Genomic DNA, 17,127 nt, shown 5'->3' on the forward strand with positions numbered 1-17,127 from the left:
GCCCGGGGCTCGGACAGGCCCTAGTACGGGCTGATCTCCCGGCGCCGCCTCCAGACCGCCGCCGAGATGCGGGCCAGCAGGCGGGCCGCCGGGTCGGTGCGGTCCGCGCCGGTGGCGAGCGGGCCGGTGTAGCAGACGGCGAGCAGGTACGGCGGGCAGTCGTACGGGTGGACGAGCCCCACGCAGTGCCGGGCGCCGGGGACCCAGCCGTTCTTGAACGCGATCGGGATGCCCGGCGGCAGGCCGGCGGCGAGGTCCACCCGGAAGTCGTTGCGCTCCAGCAGTGCCAGCAGCTCCGGCTCGTCGCCCAGCGAGCGGAGCAGCCGGACCAGGTCACGGGCGCTCACCCGGTTGTGGACGCCCGCCGCGCGCGCCGCGTAGTCCTCGATCCCGCGCGGACTGGCGCTGCGGGTGGCCCCCGCCCGGCGCCAGACCTCCGCCACCGCCCGCTGGTCGGTGCGGGCCAGGCAGAGGTTGGTCGCCAGGTTGGAGGAGTGGGTGATCATCCGCTCGGCCAGCAGCCGCAGCGGCACGTGGGTGCCGAGGAGTTCCCAGGGCAGCGGATCGCTGTCCCGATCCGGGTCGTTGCCGAACTCCCCGCCGACCACGGACTCGAACCGGTTCACCACCGGCACCTCGGCATCGAGGTCCGCCCCGCCACGGGCGAGCGCCGCCAGCACCGCGACCTTCATGGTGCTCGCGGCATCGTGCAGTTCGTCCGGCGCGCGCGTGAACACCGGCTCGGCATCGCCCGCCCAAGGGGCCACCACGACACTCAGCATGGGCAAAGCGTAGGGGCAGTGGGCCTGGTGGAATCAACCGCCCGTCACCCGGATGCGTGAGCGCAGGAGTTCGCTTCACTCACAGCTCATTGCAACGCAGGGCTCGATCGAACATTGCATTCATCGTCAGACTCATTGCAATATCGAGCGATAATCGCTGCTACATCAAGCATTTTTGCCATCGGAGGAGCGTTGACGGATCAGTGAACGCAATGTAGCTTCGTTGCCGTTCAGCGATTCCCGAACATTCACCCAGGGGGAGATCATGATGAGCACGAGCAACGGCGGCTTCTCCGCGGCAGGGCTGCGCAAGGTCCGCGACGTCCTGGCGCGGCACGTCGACTCCGGGCGGATCCCCGGCGTCGTCGCCCTGATCGGCCGGGGCGACGAGACCCACGTCGAAGCGCTCGGCACGATGAGCCATGACGGTGGCGCACCGATGCGCCGGGACACGATCTTCCGGATGGCCTCGACGTCCAAGCCGGTCTCGGTGGCTGCCGCGATGGTCCTGCTGGACGAGTGCCGGCTGCGGCTGGACGACCCGGTCGAGCAGTGGCTGCCGGAACTCGCGAACCGGCGGGTGCTGCAGCGGGTCGACGGCCCGCTGGACGAAAGCGTGCCGGCGCGGCGGCCGATCACCGTACGGGACGTACTGACCTCCACCTTCGGGCTCGGTATGGACATGACCGCACTCGGCACCCCGATCATGAACGCGGTCTTCGAGCAGGGGCTCACCCCGGACCTGCCGACCCCGATGCCCGAGCCGGACGAGTGGCTGCGCCGCCTCGGCACGCTCCCGCTGATGCACCAGCCCGGTGAGCGGTGGCAGTACCACATCGCCAGCGATCTGCTCGGCGTGCTCGTCGCCCGGGTCACCGGGCGGCCGTTCGAGGACTTCCTGCACGAGCGCGTCTTCGAGCCGCTGGGCATGGCGGACACCGGCTTCCACGTGCCCGCCGACAAGATCGACCGGCTGCCGACCCTCTACGCGCCCGACCCGCGGAGCGGGGAGTTCCACGTCTGGGACGAGGCGGCGGACGGCCGCTGGAGCAAGCCCCCGGCGTTCCCGGGCGGCGGTGGCGGGCTGGTCTCCACCGTGGACGACTACCACGCCTACTTCCGGATGCTGCTGAACCACGGCACCCACGGCGGCGAGCGGATCCTGTCCCGGCCCGCCGTCGAGCTGATGACCACCGACCGCCTCACACCCGAGCAGAACGCCGCCCGCACCGCCCTGGCCCGCGACAACGTCCACCTCTCGTACGGCCAGGGGCAGCACGGCGGTTGGGGCTTCGGGATGGCGGTGCGCACCTACCGCGGCGACTACGCACCGGTCGGCCAGTTCGGCTGGGACGGCGGCAGCGGCGCCACGGCCTACGCCGACCCGCACAACCGGCTCACCGGGATCCTGCTCACCCAGGTCGGCATGTCCGTCCCGAACTCGGCGCAGCTGATCCACGACTTCTGGACCACGGTCTACCAGGCGATCGAGGACTGACGCCGGCCCGAACGACGAAAGGAGTGGGAAGTCGGCGGGGCCGACTTCCCACTCCTCGCTCGTCTACGGGTGATCAGCTGCTGCTGGGGCGCGGGGCGGGCAGCGAGGCCGAGCCGGTGAGCAGGGGCCATTCCTTGTGGAAGGGCGGGAAGGGGATCTTGCCCTCGATGATGGGGGTGCCGAAGACCTTCAGGTGGGCGGTCAGGGCACCGTTCAGGTCGACGCCGCCGACCAGGGACCAACTGCCCTGGAGCTGCGGCGTGTTGCCGGGAAGGTCGACGGCGAGGGAGCCGTCGGCCTTGGCACCCAGGTAGGGGGCGACGGTGGTCTCGACGCCGACGGTGTCGTAGAGGCCGAGGCTGATCTCGGCGCCGAGGGCGGCGCGGACGGAGGCCTTGCCGCTGAGGCGGAGGTGGACCGGGGAGATCTTGGTGTCGGCGCTGGTGGCCGAGGTCCAGCCCTTGCCGCCGGTGTAGTCGGCGCGCGCGGTCCAGGTGCCGGTGGCGTCCTGCGCCACCTCCAGGTGGACCTGGCCGTCGGCGCCGACCTCCAGGTAGCAGGTGAGGCCGAGGTTGACGACCACGGGCAGACCGGCGACGGTCAGCACCGGGCTGGCCTGCAGCTTGGCGAAGGGGACGCGGATCGGTGCCGCGCCGGTGTTGCGGGCGACGTCGCCGGTGACCTTCCAGTTGGCGTGGGCGCCGAGGTCGAAGCCGATGGACGCGGTGCGCGGGCTGGTGGCGGCCGCGCCGTGGTAGGCGAAATGGACGGCCGGGTGCAGCTGGAGGGAGCCGGAGGCGTCCAGGCTGGCGCCGCCGGGCAGCGGGACGGGGGCGTTGACGTCGACCTCCAGGGTGCCGGAGGCGTCGGCCTTCACGCCGCCCAGGTCGGCGCCGACGGTGGCCTTGAGATCCTTGACCAGCGGGGTCACCTGGATGCCGTGCACGTCGATCGGCACCTGGCCGTCCGCCTCGGTACCGCCGAGGAGTTCGGAGAGGGTGGCCGGGCGGGTGGTGAGGTTGACGGTGTTGCCCGCACCGGGGTTGACGCCGGTGATGGCGACCAGCGCGCCCTGCGGGGCGGCGGCGGTGGGCGGACTGGCGATCAGCTGGCCGGGCTGGACGGCGGCGGCAGCGGCGGTGGCGGACGCGGATGCCGACGGGCCGGCGGTCGGCGAAGCGGTCTGAGAGGCGGTCGGCGAGCCGGTCGGCGAGGCGGTCGGCGAGGCGCTCGCGCCGCCGGCGGTGAGCACCGCGGTGCCCTTGCCCGGGTCGTAGGCGGTGAGCTGGAGGGCCTTGGTCGCGGCCGTGACCGCGCCGCCGTCCTTGCCGGGGGTGCCGATGGCGGCCTGCTTGTCGCCGGCCGGCGCGGCCGTGACGTTGGTGCCGACCGGCGTCGGACGGCCGGAGGCCGGGACGCCGGCCCGGGCGTGCGGGGCGCCGGGGGCGGTCGCGGCACCCGCCGGGCTGCCCCCGGCGGTGGTCGCGCCGGTGTCGGCGGTGCTGGCGGCGGCGGCCGGTTCACCGGCGGCCTGCGGGGCGTTGCCGGGGGAGGTCGGCCCGCAGGCGGCCGTTCCGGCGAGGATGAGGGTGAGCAGGGCTGCGGGTGCGGCCCGGCGTATCGAGGGCTTGAACACGCAGCGTCATGTTACTGACGAGGAATAAGTTTGTCGAAGTGAGCTCAAGTCGCCGCGAAAGGACTGGTCAGACCAGCCGAGCGACGGGCAGCCGACCCCCCGGCAGGGTACCCGTCGCGGGGGTGCCGGCCAGCTCGGCGAGGTAGCGCGAGCGCGCCATCGGCACCGCCCCGAGGCTGCGCACGTACGGCCCGTCCCACTGGGCGTCGAGCAGCCGCCCGCCCGCGGCGCCGAACCTGGCGCCGAGGTCGGCGACGGCGACCCGGGCGGCGTCCGGCCGCCGGTGGAACATCGAGTCCAGGCTCAGCACCGGCCAGACGGCCACCCCGAACACCCCGCCGATCAGCTCCTCGTCCTCCCACACCTCCACGCTGTGGGCCGCGCCGAGCGCGTTCAGCTCCACCAGCGCCGTCCGCAACCCATCGGTGAGCCAAGCGGGTTGGCGACCCTCGGCGCAGGCCTCGAGCACCGCGCCGAAGGCCGCGTCCACGGTCGTGAACCACTGCGCCGCGCCGCGCAGCCGCCGGGCGAGCCGGCGGGGCAGCCGCACTTCCCCGGGCCGCAGCACCGGCCGCGGGTCCGGCGACCACCAGGCCAGCGCGTACGGGTCCGCCGCGCCCGGCAGCAGGGCCACCTCCCCGGCCCCGACCGTCTCCCCGTGCACCGCCTCGTTGTAGGCGCTCGCGTACTCGTCCGCCGCCGGCAGCGGGAACAGCCCGTGCCGGTACGCCGTCAGCAGCTGCTCCGGTCCGAGCGTCCCGCCGAACGCCACCGGCCGGTCACCGGAGGCGAGTCGGAGGTCCAGCGCAGCGAAGGCCGTCACAGGAAACCCTCATCCGCCAGTCGTTCCAGGTAGTGGTCCAGCAGCGCGCCGTCCACGCCCGGCAGTTCGATCCCGCTGCCCTCCAGCGCCGCCTCCGCGTTCAACCGGTCGAAGCGCGGGAACACCGGCTGGAAGTACAGCTCGCTGATGGACAGTTCCGTTCCCGGCGCCCGCTCGACGAACAGCGGGACGAAGGGCGTGATCGGGTGCGTCGGATGCCCGGCGGCGAACCGGACCAGCCGCTGCACCCAGGCCCGGTAGGGGAGTTCGGTGACCGGGTGGCCGTGCGACCGGAGCCGGTCGACCAGGTCGGGCAGGCCGGCCGGGTTCGGCGAGGTGAGGTGGTAGACCTCGCCGCCGGCGGGCGCGTGCGCGGCGATGTGGGCGACCGCGCGGGCGAACCGGTCGGCCGGGACGAAGTCCAGCGGCAGCCGGACGTCCGGGCAGGTGCCGCTGTCGGCGAAGTACTTGATCAGCGCGCACAGTTCGGTGCCGGTGTTCATCACCCCGGCCGCCAGGTCCCCGGTGACGTCGTTGGTGCGCAGCACGGTGACCGGCAGCCCGCCAGCCGCCGCGTTGTGCAGCAGCTGCTCGGCGACCCACTTGCTCTCCACGTAGCCGACGCCGAGCCGCTCGGGGTGGGCGAGCGGAGTGCGCTCGGTGACCTCGCGGACGCCGGCCGCGCCGAAGCCGGCCAGCACGGCGAGGGTGGAGAGGTAGTGCACCGGCACGCCCCGGCCGTGCCCGGCGAGCCGGACCACCTCCCGGGTGCCGCCGACGTTGGGCGCGCGCAACTGGTGGTACGGGTAGAGGAAGTTGACCTGCCCGCCGAGGTGGTAGACCGCTTCCAGGTGCGCGGCCAGCCAGTCGAACTGACGATAAGTCAGACCTAATCGTTCCGCGGCGAGGTCCCCGACCAGCGGCGCCACCCGGGCGTCCGTGAGGTCCCGCCGCAGGAAGCGCTGTCGGCTGGCGCGCAGCCGTTCCAGGGCGTGCTCCTGGTCGGGCGCGCGGACCAGGCAGTGGATCCGGGCCCGGGTGGTGGCGAGCAGGGCGTCCAGCAGGTGGGTGCCGCAGAAGCCGGTGGCGCCGGTGAGCAGGATCTCGGCGGGCTCGGCCCGGGAGGGCGCGGGGCTCCAGGACTGCCCGACGGCCTGGGTGAGTTCGGCCTCGGCGTGCCAGTCGACGGCGGCCTCACCCCGGACGACGCCGGTGCGGGCGGCCTGCAGCGCGGCCGTGAAGTCGCGCAGCACCGGCGAGCGCAGCAGCGCCCGGGTGAGGGTGCGGACGTGGCCGACGTCCAGGCCGAACATCATCCGGCTCCGGGCGAGCATCTCCATGGCGAGCAGCGAGGTGCCGCCGAGGGCGAAGAAGTCGTCGTCGGGGCCGACGAGTTCGGAGCCGAGCAGCTCCGCCCACAGGTGCCCGACGGCGGACTCCACGGCGCTGGGTTCTCCCGCGGCCGCGCCCACGACCGCGCCCGCCCGCGGGGCTGGGAGCGGAGCCGGAGCCGCGCCCGGGGCCGGGACCGGGGCCGTCCGCACCTGGACCGCCTGCGGCAACGAGCGCCGGTCGATCTTCCCGGCCGCGGTGAGCGGCATGGCCTCCAGCGGTACGAACTCGGCCGGGACGAGGTACTCCGGCAACCGCTCCGCCAGGAACGCCCGCAGCCGCTCGGGGCCCACGGCCGCGTCCCCGAGGGTGTAGTAGGCGGTGAGCACCCGGCTGCCGTCCGGCGCGCTGCCGTCGGCCGCGACCCGGGCCTGCCGCACCGCCGGGTGGTCGGCCAGCACCGCCTCGACCTCGGCCGGGTCGACCCGGTGCCCGCGCACCTTCACCTGGTCGTCGAAGCGCCCGAGGATCTCCAGCTGCCCGTCCGCCCGCCAGCGCCCGGCGTCGCCGGTGCGGTACATCCGCTCGCCGGGCAGCGGCGCGTACGGATCGGGTAGGAACGATTCGGCGGTGAGCCCGACCTGCCGCCAGTAGCCGCGGGCCAGGCCCGGCCCGCCGAGGTGGATCTCGCCCCGCTCGCCGGGCCGCACCGGCCGCAGCCGCCGGTTCAGCACGTGCACCCGCACCCCTGGCAGCGGGCGGCCGATCGGCACCGGCGCGGTCGGCGCGGCCAGCAGCTCTGGAGTGACCTCGCCGTGCAACGAGGTGACGGCCGCCTCGGTGACCCCGTACGCGTTGAGTAGCCGAACCCCCGGCAGCCGCTCCAGACCGGCCCGGCAGTCGTCGGCGTGCACCACGTCCCCACCGAGCACCACCAGCCGCAGTCCGGCCGGGGCGGGGCCGCCGGGCGGCAGCAGGTCGAGCACGTGGTGCCAGTAGGCGGGCGTGAAGTCGGCGACGGCCAGTCCGAGCCGGGGCAGTCGCCGGACCAGCTCGGTGGGCGCCCAGGTGTCCCGGCCGCCGAGCACCACGGTCGCACCCGCGAGCAGCGTGGAGAACACCTGCTCCAGTGCGGTGTCCGCGCCGAGCGCGGCCAGCTGGAGCACCCGCTCGCCGGGGGCGAGGCCGTAGGCGCGGATGACCCGGTCGAGGGTGAACACCAGTGAACGGTGGGTGACCGGCACGCCCTTGGGGCGGCCGGTGGTGCCGGAGGTGTAGATCAGGTAGGCGAGGTCGTCCGGGGAGGCCTCGTCCGGCGCGGGAGCCGGGGTGCCGCCGTGCGGCGCCCCGGCTCCCGGAACCTCCCCAGTAGGCTCCACCCGTTCCACCCCGTCGAACCCGGGACCGTCCGTGACCGCCACCCGCGCCCCGCAGTCCGCCACCAGCCCGGCGAGCCGCCGCGGTGGATGCGCCGGATCCAGCGGCAGGAAGGCCGCGCCCGCCTTGAGCACCCCCAGCCAGGCCACCACCAGCTCCACCCCGCGCCCCAGGCAGACCGGCACCACCTGCTCCGGCCCGACCCCCCGGGCCCGCAGCGCGGCCGCCAGCCGGTCGCTGCGCCGGTCCAGCTCGTGGTAGCTCAGCGCGGTGGCGCCCTCCACCACCACCGCGACCGCCGCCGGATCGTGCGCGGCCCTGGCCCGGAACAGCCCGTGCACGGTTTCCGCGAAGCCGGCGCGGGCACGGCGGACCGGCGTGCCCTGCCAGTTCCGTTCCACCCAGGCCCGGCACTGCGCCCGCCCGGCCGGCCCGTACACCTGCCGCCACCCGGCCGGCAGGGTCAAGTCCCCGGGCCAGAGCGCGTACTGACCGTCTTCGTTCCGTACCACGGCGTGACGCCCGGAGTTCACATCCGTGCGTACGCCCCGTGCGCTGTCGGCTGCGTCGTCCACCGGCTTGACCTCGTGCTGGAGCGACAGAATGCTGGGAGTGCGACAATTCCGACTATACGCACTCAGGGCGCACCGAGAACGTCCGTCGCATCAATCCGCCGGGCGCTGCTCGACCGTGGCCGGATCGTTCCCCGAAAAGCCCGCCCTCACCGAACTCCCCCGCCCCGGCGGCAGGGTGATGCCGTGGAGGAGGTAGCCTCGTTGACTCGCCGGCGACAACGCCTGATGGCCTGTTACCTGCTCTGGATGGTGCTGTTCACCGGCATCTACTTCGCCGACCCGGGTCTGCGGATCATCTGGTGGACGGGCACGGGCCTGGGCGGCGTCGCCGCCATCGTGGCCGGCGTGCGGCTCAACCGCCCCCGGCACCCGCTGTTCTGGTACCTGCTGGCGCTGGCCAACCTCAGCTTCACCACCGGCGAGGCGGTGCAGGCCCTCCAACTCGACATCCTGCACCTGAAGAACCCGTTCCCGTCCGTCGCCGACGGCTTCTACCTGGCCGAGTTCGTGCTGTACGCGATCGGCCTGCTCGGCTTCATCCGCTGGCGCACGGCCCGTCAGGACCGCGCCGGACTGCTGGACGCCCTGATCATCACGCTCGGCCTGGCCCTGCTCGTCTGGATCTACCTGATCCTCCCGTACGCCCGGAACCCGGACCTCACCTGGTTCCAGAAGGCCGTCTCGATCGCCTACCCGCTCGGCGACGTGGTCGTGCTCGCCCTGCTGCTGCGGCTGTTGACCCCGCGCGGCGGCAACTCCCGCTCGCTGCAACTGCTCACCGCCGGCGCCCTCGGCCTGCTCACCTCGGACGTCCTGTACGGGCTGATCCAGCTGCACGGCACCTGGCACATCGGCACCGGCGTCGAGCTCGGCTGGGCCGCCTTCTACACCGCCTGGGGCGCGGCCGCGCTGCACCCCTCGATGGTCGAGCTGACCAGGCCCGTCCCCACCCAGCAGCCCGACCTCTCGGCCACCCGGCTCGCCCTGCTGACCCTGGCCTCGCTGATCGCGCCCGCCATCCTGATCATCGAGTCGCTGGCCGCGAACACCAGCAACGCGGGCGTGATCGGCGCCTTCTCCGCCCTGCTCTACCTGCTGGTGCTGGCCCGGCTGGCCGTCGTGGTGGTCGCCCGGCGCCAGGCGGTGGCCCGCGAACGGACGCTGCGCGAGGCCGGCGCCCGACTGACCGCGGCCGTCACGGTGGCGGAGGTCGCGGACGCCGTCCAGTCCGCCGCCTCCACCCTGATGCCCGCCGAGCGCGGGCACGTCGCGCTGCTCGCGGTCACCGAGTCGGGGGTGCTGCACGTCCGGCGGGCCGGCAACGGCACGGACGCCGCTCAGGACGGACGGGCGGAGGTCCACCAGGAGGCCGAGGTGCTCGCTCCCCGGGAGGCCGAGGTGCTCGCCCACCTCGCCGCCCACCGCGAGACCCGCCTGCTGCCGGTCGGCTCCGTCGACCTGCCCGCCCACCTCGGCGGCATGCCCGCCGCCCTGGTCTGCCCCCTCGTGCTGGCCGAACGCCCCTCCGGCGACCCGCTGATCGGCGCGCTCGTGGTCACCGGCACCGAGCAGGAGCTGACCAGCCTCTGGGGCTCGCTGGAGATCCTGGCCGCGCAGGCCGCCCTGGCCGTCGAACGCGTGGTGCTGAGCCGGGAGATCGCCCGGCGCAACAGCGAGCTGTACTTCCGCACCCTGGTGCAGAACGCCAGCGACGTCATCCTGATCCTCGACGCCGGCGACGGCATCCGCTACGCCTCCTCCTCCGCCGAGCGCGTGCTCGGCCACCCCAGCCTGGACGGCACCCTGCTGACCGACCTCGTCCCGCCCGAGGACAGCCGGGAGGTCGGCAAGGCGCTGGCCCGGATGCGCGGCCCCGCCGACCCGCACCGGGGCGACCAACCGCGCGAGCACTGGCGGCTGCTGCGCCAGGACCGCACCCCGATCGAGGCCGAGGTCCGCTACACCGACCTGCGCGACGACCCGACGGTCGGCGGCCTGGTGCTCACCCTGCGCGACGTCACCGAGCAGCGCCAGATGGAGCGCGAGCTGACCCACCGGGCCTTCCACGACTCGCTGACCGGCCTCGCCAACCGGGTGCTGTTCCAGGACCGGGTCGGCCACGCGCTCTCGCGCGGCGAGCGCAGCGGGGCCGTCACCGGGGTGCTGTTCATCGACCTGGACGACTTCAAGGTGGTCAACGACACCCAGGGCCACGCGGTGGGCGACGAACTGCTGGTCGCCGTCTCGCTGCGGATCTCCACCGCGCTGCGCAGCTCGGACACCGCCGCCCGGCTCGGCGGCGACGAGTTCGCCGTCCTGGTCGAGGACGCGCTGTGCCCGAGCGACGTGGACACCATCGCGGGCGTGGTGCTCTCGGTGTTCGCCGAACCGTTCAAGCTCAGCGCGGGCGCCGTCCGGGTGAGCGCCAGCATCGGCGTGGCGACCACCGAGGACAGCGTGGACGCCGCCGAACTGCTCACCCACGCCGACCTCGCGCTCTACTCGGCGAAGGCGGCCGGCCGCCGCCAGTGGTGCCACTACCGGCCGGCCCTGCAGGCCGGGCTGGTGGAGCGGCACGAGCTGAACGAGAACCTGGACTCCGCCATCGCGGAAGCGGCCTTCCACCTGTACTACCAGCCGATCGTCGACCTGCGAACCGGCGACCTGGTGGCCTTCGAGGCCCTGGTCCGCTGGCCGCACGACCGGCGCGGCATGGTGCTGCCCGACGAGTTCATCGCCCTCGCCGAGGAGAGCGGCCAGATCGTCCCGCTCGGCGCGTGGGTCCTGGAACGCGCCGCCGAGGAGGCCGCGGTCTGGCACGCCGCCAGCTCCGCCGCCCGCGCCGCCGCCGGCCTCCCCCCACTGCGGGTCAACGTCAACGTCTCCGCCCGCCAGTTCCGCGACGCCGGCTTCGTGGACGTGGTCCGCCACGCCCTGGACTCCTCCGGCATCGACCCGCGCACCCTCGTCCTGGAACTCACCGAATCCGTCCTGATGCGCCGCGACGACCGGCTGCGCGCCGACATGGACACCCTCGGCGACCTCGGCATCGGCCTCGCCATCGACGACTTCGGAACCGGCTACTCCTCGCTGTCCTACCTGCGGGAGTTCCCGATCTCCCTGCTGAAGATCGACAAGTCCTTCATCGACGGACTCGGCCTCTCCCCCCAGCAGCACGCCCTGGTCGAGGGCATCACCCGGATCGCCGACACCCTCGGCGTCCAGGTCATCGCCGAGGGCATCGAGCACCCGGACCAGCGCGACCTGCTCGCCGCCATGGGCTGCCCGCTCGGGCAGGGGTACCTCTTCGCACACCCGATGGACGGGCCCCGGGCGCGGGCGCTGGTCCGGCGGGCGACGTACGAACCGGCCTGATCCCCGCCCGGCAACCCGGTCCGTGCCGACGGGAGTTCGGACCCGTCAGCACATGGGCGCGAGAGGCTCGACGCCGGGGCGGTCAACTGGGCGGCGCGCGAGGCTACTTGACCAGATGCGGATGCCCGAGATGGGGGGAGGTCGGGAGCGGGTCGATGTGCGCCGACGCGCCGGAGCTTCACCCGGACGAGTGATTGCGACACTCCGCACACTGACGGACACTCGGAGTAATCGGAGGGCTTCTTGAGGCTCTCCCGGCGTAAGGAGTTGCCGCCATGACCGCAACCGAATCCTCCGCCTCCGAGATCCCGCAGATCGCGGACCACTCCCAGCCCACCATCCACCGCGAGAACCTCGCGGACGTCGGCGGCAACGTCGGTGCCGTGTGGCGGGCCTGGTGGACCTGGACCCCGGCGCACGGGATCTTCAACCTCCAGCTCCCGTGGAACGTCATCGGGATCAACTCGACCGTCGTGATCACCGCCTCCGAGATCGACTCCAGCGGGAACCGGTTCGTCGGCGCCGCCGCCTTCCAGGTCTCGAGCATCGCCCCCGGCAACGGCGTGGTGACCTTCAAGATCAACATCGACTGGGGCAGCTCGCTGCCGATGCGCACCGACGTCCTGGTCTTCAACTGACCTGACGCACACGGCCGGAGACCCCACCGGCAAGCGGAGCCCGGGCCCGCGGAACCCCACCGCGCGCCCGGGCTTCGTCGTGACCCGTCATCAGCCCGGGGATGTAGACCCGTGGACCAATGCGGGCGCCCGGGAGATCAATCGGTGGGCCGATGCTGCCGGCCCGCGCCGCGTGACAGCGTTCCCCGCATGGACACCACGCCGTTCACCCGCCCCAACGGACTGACCCGCCGTCGCATGCTGGGCACCGCACTGGCCCTGGGTGCCGCCGCCCCACTCGGCCTGGCCTCCACCGCACGGGCGGCGGACGCCCCCTCCCCCGCCCCGGCCCCCACGCCCGGGCGGATCACCCTGCCCGAGCCCACCGGCCCGCACCGGGTCGGCACGGTCGCCCTGCACCTGCGCGACACCTCCCGGCCGGACCCGTTCGCCGGCCCCGGCCGCTACCGCGAGCTGATGGCGAGCGTCTGGTACCCCGCCCAGCACGCCGGCGACTTCCCGCTCGCGCCCTGGATGACCGACGGCGCCCTGAAGGCCTTCCTGGACGACCAGAACTACCCGCTCCCCGTCACCGCCGGCCCGCTCACCGCCGGGCACGTGGGCGCGCCCGTCCACCGCTTCGGCCAGCGCCTGCCCGTCGTCGTCTACTCCCACGGCGCCCACGCCAACCGGGCCGCCAACACGATCACCGTCCAGGAGCTGGCCAGCCACGGCTACGTCGTGGTCACCGTCGACCACACCTGGGACGCCTTCACCGAGTTCCCCGACGGCCGCGTCCTCACCCCGTGGATCGACGGCGCGCCCAATCTGAGCCCGCGGGACTACGCCGCCGACGCCCGCTTCGTGCTGGACTGCGTCGAGGAACTCGCCGCCGGACGCAACCCCGACGTCGACGGAAAGGCCCTGCCCGACGGCCTGCTCGGCGCCCCCGACCCGCTCGACGTCGGCATGTTCGGCTGGTCCAAGGGCGGCTCGGCGACCGCCGCCGTCATCATGGCCGACCGCCGCGTCCGGGCCGGCCTCAGCATCGACGGGCCGATGGGAGGCATCACCATCACCGACGTCGACCGCCCCTTCCTGATGCTGACCGCCGAGTTCGGCCGCGACCAGAACCCGAACGCGGTGACCTTCTGGAACCACCTGCGCGGCTGGCGGCTCAACATCCAGGCCGACGGCGTCCGCCACCTCTCGTACGAGGACGCCGCGGTGCTGATACCCCAGGTGGGCAAGCTCCTCGGCATCCCCGAGCAGCAGGTCCAGCAGATGGTCGGCACGCTCCCCGCCGACAGCTCCACCCGCATCCAGCAGGCCTACCCGCTCGCCTTCTTCGACCTCCACCTCCGCCACCGCCGCGGCTCCCTGCTCGACGGACCGTCGCCGCGCTTCCCGGAGGTCAGGTTCCTTCCGTGACACCGGCCACGGGGGACGGGACCGGGCGGCCGCGACGGGGGTGCGGCCGCCCGCTCGCGGTGGGTGTCCCGGGACGGGCGGGGACGTCCCCGGGACCCGCGAAGGCTAGCGGGACGGTGGCGCGGGGCCCGAGGTTGGGGTGCTGATCCGTTCCATCCCGCACCGTTCCGGAGGACCCCATGCGTTCCATCGCCCGAAAGACGATCACGGCCGGCGCCACCCTGGTGCTGGCGATGTCGGGGGCGGTGCTCGCGGCCGGCCCGGCCTCCGCCGCCACCAACTGCTACGCGAGCGGCTGCAACGGCCTGGACCCGGCCGCCACCACCTGTGCGGACGACGCCGTCACCGTCTCCACCAGCGGCTCGCTGGAGCTGCGCTACAGCCCGTCCTGTCGGGCCGCGTGGGGGCGCGACCGGTACTCGGTCCCCGGCGAGTTGCTGACCGTCACCAACAGCGCCGGCCAGTCCTACGGCGTCTCCTCGCCCTCGGGCGGCCCCCTCTGGACCCGGATGGTCAACGACGCGGACCTCACCTCGCAGGCCAAGGACACGACCGCCAACGGGTGGGAGCGGACCGGCTCGTACTGACCGGGCACACCCCGGCCCCCGTCGAGCGCTGTGCTCGACGGGGGCCGCGCCGTGTTCGCGGCGGCGTCAGACCGACATGCCCTGGGTGGCGACGGCGGTGGGCGGGGTGGTGCTGCCCGCGGTGGTGCCGAGGGTGTGCTCGACCTTGGCGACGGCGGTGCGGTACTGCATCGAGGCGGTCTGGGAGTCCGACGCCTGGCGCTGGAAGAAGCCGTAGGCCATGGCGACGGTGCCGAAGCGTTCGACGCCGAGGTAGGCGTTGAGCTGGACACCGGCGACGGTGCCGTCGAGGCGGACGGCCGGGGCGTCCGGGCGGTCGCCGAGGGTGACGGGGGTGACGGTGAAGGTCACCGAGTCCTCGGTGCCGGCGTTGAAGGTGATGGTGTGACAGGTCTTGAAGGCGTCGGTGGCGGTGTTGAAGTCGGTGGTCAGCTTGGCCGGGTCCTCGGCGGTGAGGGACTCGATCACCATCGGGTTGCCGTCCTGGCCGTCGAGTTCGGTCTCGGCGTGCGGGGTCCCGGGGCCGGGCGCGGTGGCGTGCGTGTTGATCAGGGCGCTGAGCGCGTCGCAGCCGCTGACCGGGGTCGGGTTCGCGCTGGGGCTGGGGCTGGGGCTCTCGGTGCTGGGGACCTCGGTGTAGCCGGGGCCGACGTCGTCCACGGTGAGCAACGCCGGCTTCAGCTGGTCGGCGGAGGGCAGCGTCGGAGTGGGTGCGTCACCGACGGCGCCGGCCGCCCCGGCGGCAGCGGCCGGGCCCAGGGCGGCCGCAACGACCAGGACGGCGGCGGTGAGGGCGTGGAGAGGCCTCGGGAGAGACATGCTGGCCCCCCGGTCGAGAGTCAGGGCAGGGACAGGACACCAGTCTCCCACCGGGGGTCGGGCCGGGCGCGCGGGCGGGCATCGGCGCACGTCAGCGGGTCGGCAGGTCAGCGGTTCAGCGACCGGGATCGGGAGTCGGGAGGAACAGCGGACCGGGCCCGCGGCGCGGTGCCGCGGGCCCCGGTGCGCCGGGTAGCCCCCCGGCCACCCGACGTCAGATGGTCGCGGCCAGCTCGGTGCCCTGCTTGATGGCCCGCTTGGCGTCCAGCTCGGCCGCCACGTCCGCGCCGCCGATCACGTGCACGGACAGGCCGCGCTCGCGCAGCGCCTCGTCCAGGTCGCGGCGCGGCTCCTGGCCGGTGCAGAGCACCACGGTGTCCACGGGGAGGAGTTGGCGCTCGCCGTCGACGGTGAAGTGCAGCCCGGCGTCGTCGATCAGGTCGTAGGTGGCGCCGGCGACCATGGTGACGCCGCGGTGCTTGAGTTCGGTGCGGTGGATCCAGCCGGTGGTCTTGCCGAGTCCGGCGCCGACCTTGCCGGTCTTGCGCTGCAGCAGGTGGACGCTGCGCGGGGGCGTCGGCCGCTCGGGCGCGCGCAGGCCGCCGCGCTCGCGGTACTCCGGGTCGATGCCCCACTTCGCCTGGAACACCGGCGGGTTGAGGCTCGCCTGGTCGCCCTGGTCGGTGAGGTACTCGGCCACGTCGAAGCCGATCCCGCCCGCGCCGAGGATGGCGACCCGCTCGCCGACCGGTGCGCCGTCGCGCAGCACGTCCAGGTAGCCGAGCACGCTGGGGTGGTCGATTCCCGGGATGTCGGCGGGAGTTCGGGGAGTGACGCCGGTCGCGAGGACGATCTCGTCGTGCCCGGCCCCGGCCAGCTGCTCGGCGGTGACGGTCGCGCCGAGTCGCTGCGTGACGCCCAACTCGGCCAGCCGGGTGCGGAAGTAGCGCAGCGTCTCGTCGAACTCCTCCTTGCCGGGGATACGCCGGGCGATGTTCAGCTGCCCGCCGATGCTCTCGGCGGCGTCGTACAGGGTGACGGCGTGGCCGCGTTCGGCGGCGGAGACGGCGAAGGCGAGGCCGGCCGGTCCGGCGCCGACGACACCGAGGTCCTTGCGCGACCTGGTGGGGGCCAGGACGAGTTCGGTCTCGTGGCAGGCGCGCGGGTTGACCAGGCAGGAGGTGATCTGGAGGTTGAAGGTGTGGTCCAGGCAGGCCTGGTTGCAGCCGATGCAGGTGTTGATGGCCTCGGCGCGGTCCTCGCGCGCCTTGGCGACGAAGTCGGCGTCGGCGAGCAGCGGGCGGGCCATCGAGACCAGGTCGGCGCAGCCGTCGGCGAGCAACTGCTCGGCGGTTTCCGGGGTGTTGATGCGGTTGGTGGTGACCAGCGGGATGCCGACCTTGCCCATCACCCGCTTGGTGACCCAGGCGAAGGCGCCGCGCGGCACGGAGGTGGCGATGGTGGGGATGCGGGCCTCGTGCCAGCCGATGCCGGTGTTGATGATGCTGGCCCCGGCGGCCTCGACGGCCTGGGCGAGCTGGACGACCTCGTCCAGGGTGGAGCCGCCGGGGACCAGGTCGAGCATGGAGAGCCGGTAGACGATGATGAAGTCCTCGCCGACCCGCTCGCGGACCCGGCGGACGATCTCCACCGGGAAGCGCATCCGCCGCTCGTAGGGGCCGCCCCACTCGTCCTCGCGGTGGTTCGTCGCGGCGACGACGAACTCGTTGATCAGGTAGCCCTCGGAGCCCATGATCTCGACGCCGTCGTAGCCGGCCCGGCGGGCGAGTTCGGCGCAGCGGGCGAAGTCCTCGACGGTCTGCTCGACCTGCTCGGCGGTGAGCTCGTTGGGCACGAAGGGGCTGATCGGGGCCTGCAGGGCGCTGGGGGCGACCAGGTCCTTGTGGTAGGCGTAGCGGCCGAAGTGCAGGATCTGCAGGGCGATCTTCCCGCCGGCGGCGTGCACGGCGTCGGTGATCACCCGGTGCTCGTCGGCCTCCTCCTCGGTGGTCAGCATCGCGCCGCCCGCCCAGGGGCGCCCGGCCTCGTTGGGGGCGATGCCGCCGGCGACGATGAGGCCGACGCCGCCGCGGGCGCGCTCGGCGTAGAAGGCGGCCATCCGCTGGTAGCCGCCGGGGGCCTCCTCCAGGCCGACGTGCATCGAGCCCATGATCACCCGGTTGGGCAGGGTGGTGAAGCCGAGGTCGAGCGGGCTGAGCAGGTGCGGGTAGCGGCTGCTGCCGGGGGTCGCACTCATCGACGTCTCCTGAGGGGG

11 protein-coding genes are annotated in these 17,127 nt (G+C 73.6%); 5 read left to right on the forward strand and 6 right to left on the reverse strand.

Annotated features, from left to right (window positions below; genetic code table 11):
* Positions 1-20: 20 nt before the first annotated feature.
* Positions 21-782, reverse strand: a complete 762-nt coding sequence (locus tag O1G21_RS09700) for a serine hydrolase (RefSeq protein WP_270142516.1) — start codon at positions 780-782, stop codon at positions 21-23.
* A gap of 268 nt (positions 783-1,050) precedes the next feature.
* On the opposite strand from O1G21_RS09700, the gene O1G21_RS09705 reads away from it, so the two are divergent.
* Positions 1,051-2,280 carry a serine hydrolase domain-containing protein gene (locus tag O1G21_RS09705; protein WP_270150888.1) on the forward strand — a complete coding sequence of 410 codons (1,230 nt, stop codon included), beginning with the start codon at positions 1,051-1,053 and terminating at the stop codon, positions 2,278-2,280.
* Between the two features lie 73 nt (positions 2,281-2,353).
* Here the strand turns inward: O1G21_RS09705 and O1G21_RS09710 are convergent, their stop codons facing one another.
* The 3 genes from O1G21_RS09710 to O1G21_RS09720 form a co-directional block, all read right to left on the reverse strand.
* Positions 2,354-3,916 (reverse strand): hypothetical protein, encoded by a 1,563-nt coding sequence (locus tag O1G21_RS09710; protein WP_270142517.1) that lies wholly within the window; start codon positions 3,914-3,916, stop codon positions 2,354-2,356.
* 67 nt (positions 3,917-3,983) lie between these two features.
* Positions 3,984-4,739 (reverse strand): leucyl/phenylalanyl-tRNA--protein transferase, encoded by a 756-nt coding sequence (locus O1G21_RS09715; RefSeq protein ID WP_270142518.1) that lies wholly within the window; start codon positions 4,737-4,739, stop codon positions 3,984-3,986.
* A complete protein-coding gene (locus O1G21_RS09720; protein ID WP_333493444.1) occupies positions 4,736-8,023 on the reverse strand; it encodes an amino acid adenylation domain-containing protein in 3,288 nt (1,095 codons plus the stop codon). Before O1G21_RS09720 ends, O1G21_RS09715 begins: the two co-directional genes overlap by 4 nt.
* A 201-nt stretch (positions 8,024-8,224) precedes the next feature.
* Between O1G21_RS09720 and O1G21_RS09725 the strand changes: the two genes are divergently transcribed.
* From O1G21_RS09725 to O1G21_RS09740, 4 genes are all read left to right on the forward strand, one after another.
* Complete coding sequence (locus tag O1G21_RS09725) at positions 8,225-11,398, forward strand: putative bifunctional diguanylate cyclase/phosphodiesterase (RefSeq protein ID WP_270142519.1); 3,174 nt, start codon at positions 8,225-8,227, stop codon at positions 11,396-11,398.
* A 275-nt stretch (positions 11,399-11,673) separates the two neighbouring features.
* On the forward strand, positions 11,674-12,036 hold the full coding sequence (locus O1G21_RS09730; protein WP_270142520.1) for a hypothetical protein: 363 nt from the start codon (positions 11,674-11,676) through the stop codon (positions 12,034-12,036).
* Positions 12,037-12,225: 189 nt separating this feature from the next.
* Positions 12,226-13,446 carry an alpha/beta hydrolase family protein gene (locus O1G21_RS09735; RefSeq protein WP_270142521.1) on the forward strand — a complete coding sequence of 407 codons (1,221 nt, stop codon included), beginning with the start codon at positions 12,226-12,228 and terminating at the stop codon, positions 13,444-13,446.
* 179 nt (positions 13,447-13,625) lie between these two features.
* Entirely contained in the window at positions 13,626-14,033 is a 408-nt protein-coding gene (locus tag O1G21_RS09740) for a DUF2690 domain-containing protein (RefSeq protein ID WP_270142522.1), read from the forward strand.
* Positions 14,034-14,099: 66 nt separating this feature from the next.
* On the opposite strand, the gene O1G21_RS09745 is transcribed toward O1G21_RS09740, so the two are convergent.
* A complete protein-coding gene (locus O1G21_RS09745; RefSeq protein WP_270142523.1) occupies positions 14,100-14,852 on the reverse strand; it encodes a hypothetical protein in 753 nt (250 codons plus the stop codon).
* A gap of 214 nt (positions 14,853-15,066) precedes the next feature.
* Positions 15,067-17,109: an NADPH-dependent 2,4-dienoyl-CoA reductase gene (locus O1G21_RS09750; RefSeq protein WP_270142524.1), complete on the reverse strand. Its 2,043-nt coding sequence runs from the start codon at positions 17,107-17,109 to the stop codon at positions 15,067-15,069.
* Positions 17,110-17,127: the final 18 nt, after the last annotated feature.

The sequence above is a fragment of the Kitasatospora cathayae genome, from assembly GCF_027627435.1.
Classification (GTDB): Bacteria; Actinomycetota; Actinomycetes; order Streptomycetales; family Streptomycetaceae; genus Kitasatospora; species Kitasatospora cathayae.

Bases quoted from the DNA above. Each gene is read 5' to 3' on its own strand.
- O1G21_RS09700 (WP_270142516.1), bottom strand. From the start codon at position 782: ATGCTGAGTGTCGTGGTGGCCCCTTGGGCGGGCGATGCCGAGCCGGTG.
- O1G21_RS09705 (WP_270150888.1), top strand. From the start codon at position 1,051: ATGAGCACGAGCAACGGCGGCTTCTCCGCGGCAGGGCTGCGCAAGGTC.
- O1G21_RS09730 (WP_270142520.1), top strand. From the start codon at position 11,674: ATGACCGCAACCGAATCCTCCGCCTCCGAGATCCCGCAGATCGCGGAC.
- O1G21_RS09735 (WP_270142521.1), top strand. From the start codon at position 12,226: ATGGACACCACGCCGTTCACCCGCCCCAACGGACTGACCCGCCGTCGC.
- O1G21_RS09740 (WP_270142522.1), top strand. From the start codon at position 13,626: ATGCGTTCCATCGCCCGAAAGACGATCACGGCCGGCGCCACCCTGGTG.
- O1G21_RS09745 (WP_270142523.1), bottom strand. From the start codon at position 14,852: ATGTCTCTCCCGAGGCCTCTCCACGCCCTCACCGCCGCCGTCCTGGTC.
- O1G21_RS09750 (WP_270142524.1), bottom strand. From the start codon at position 17,109: ATGAGTGCGACCCCCGGCAGCAGCCGCTACCCGCACCTGCTCAGCCCG.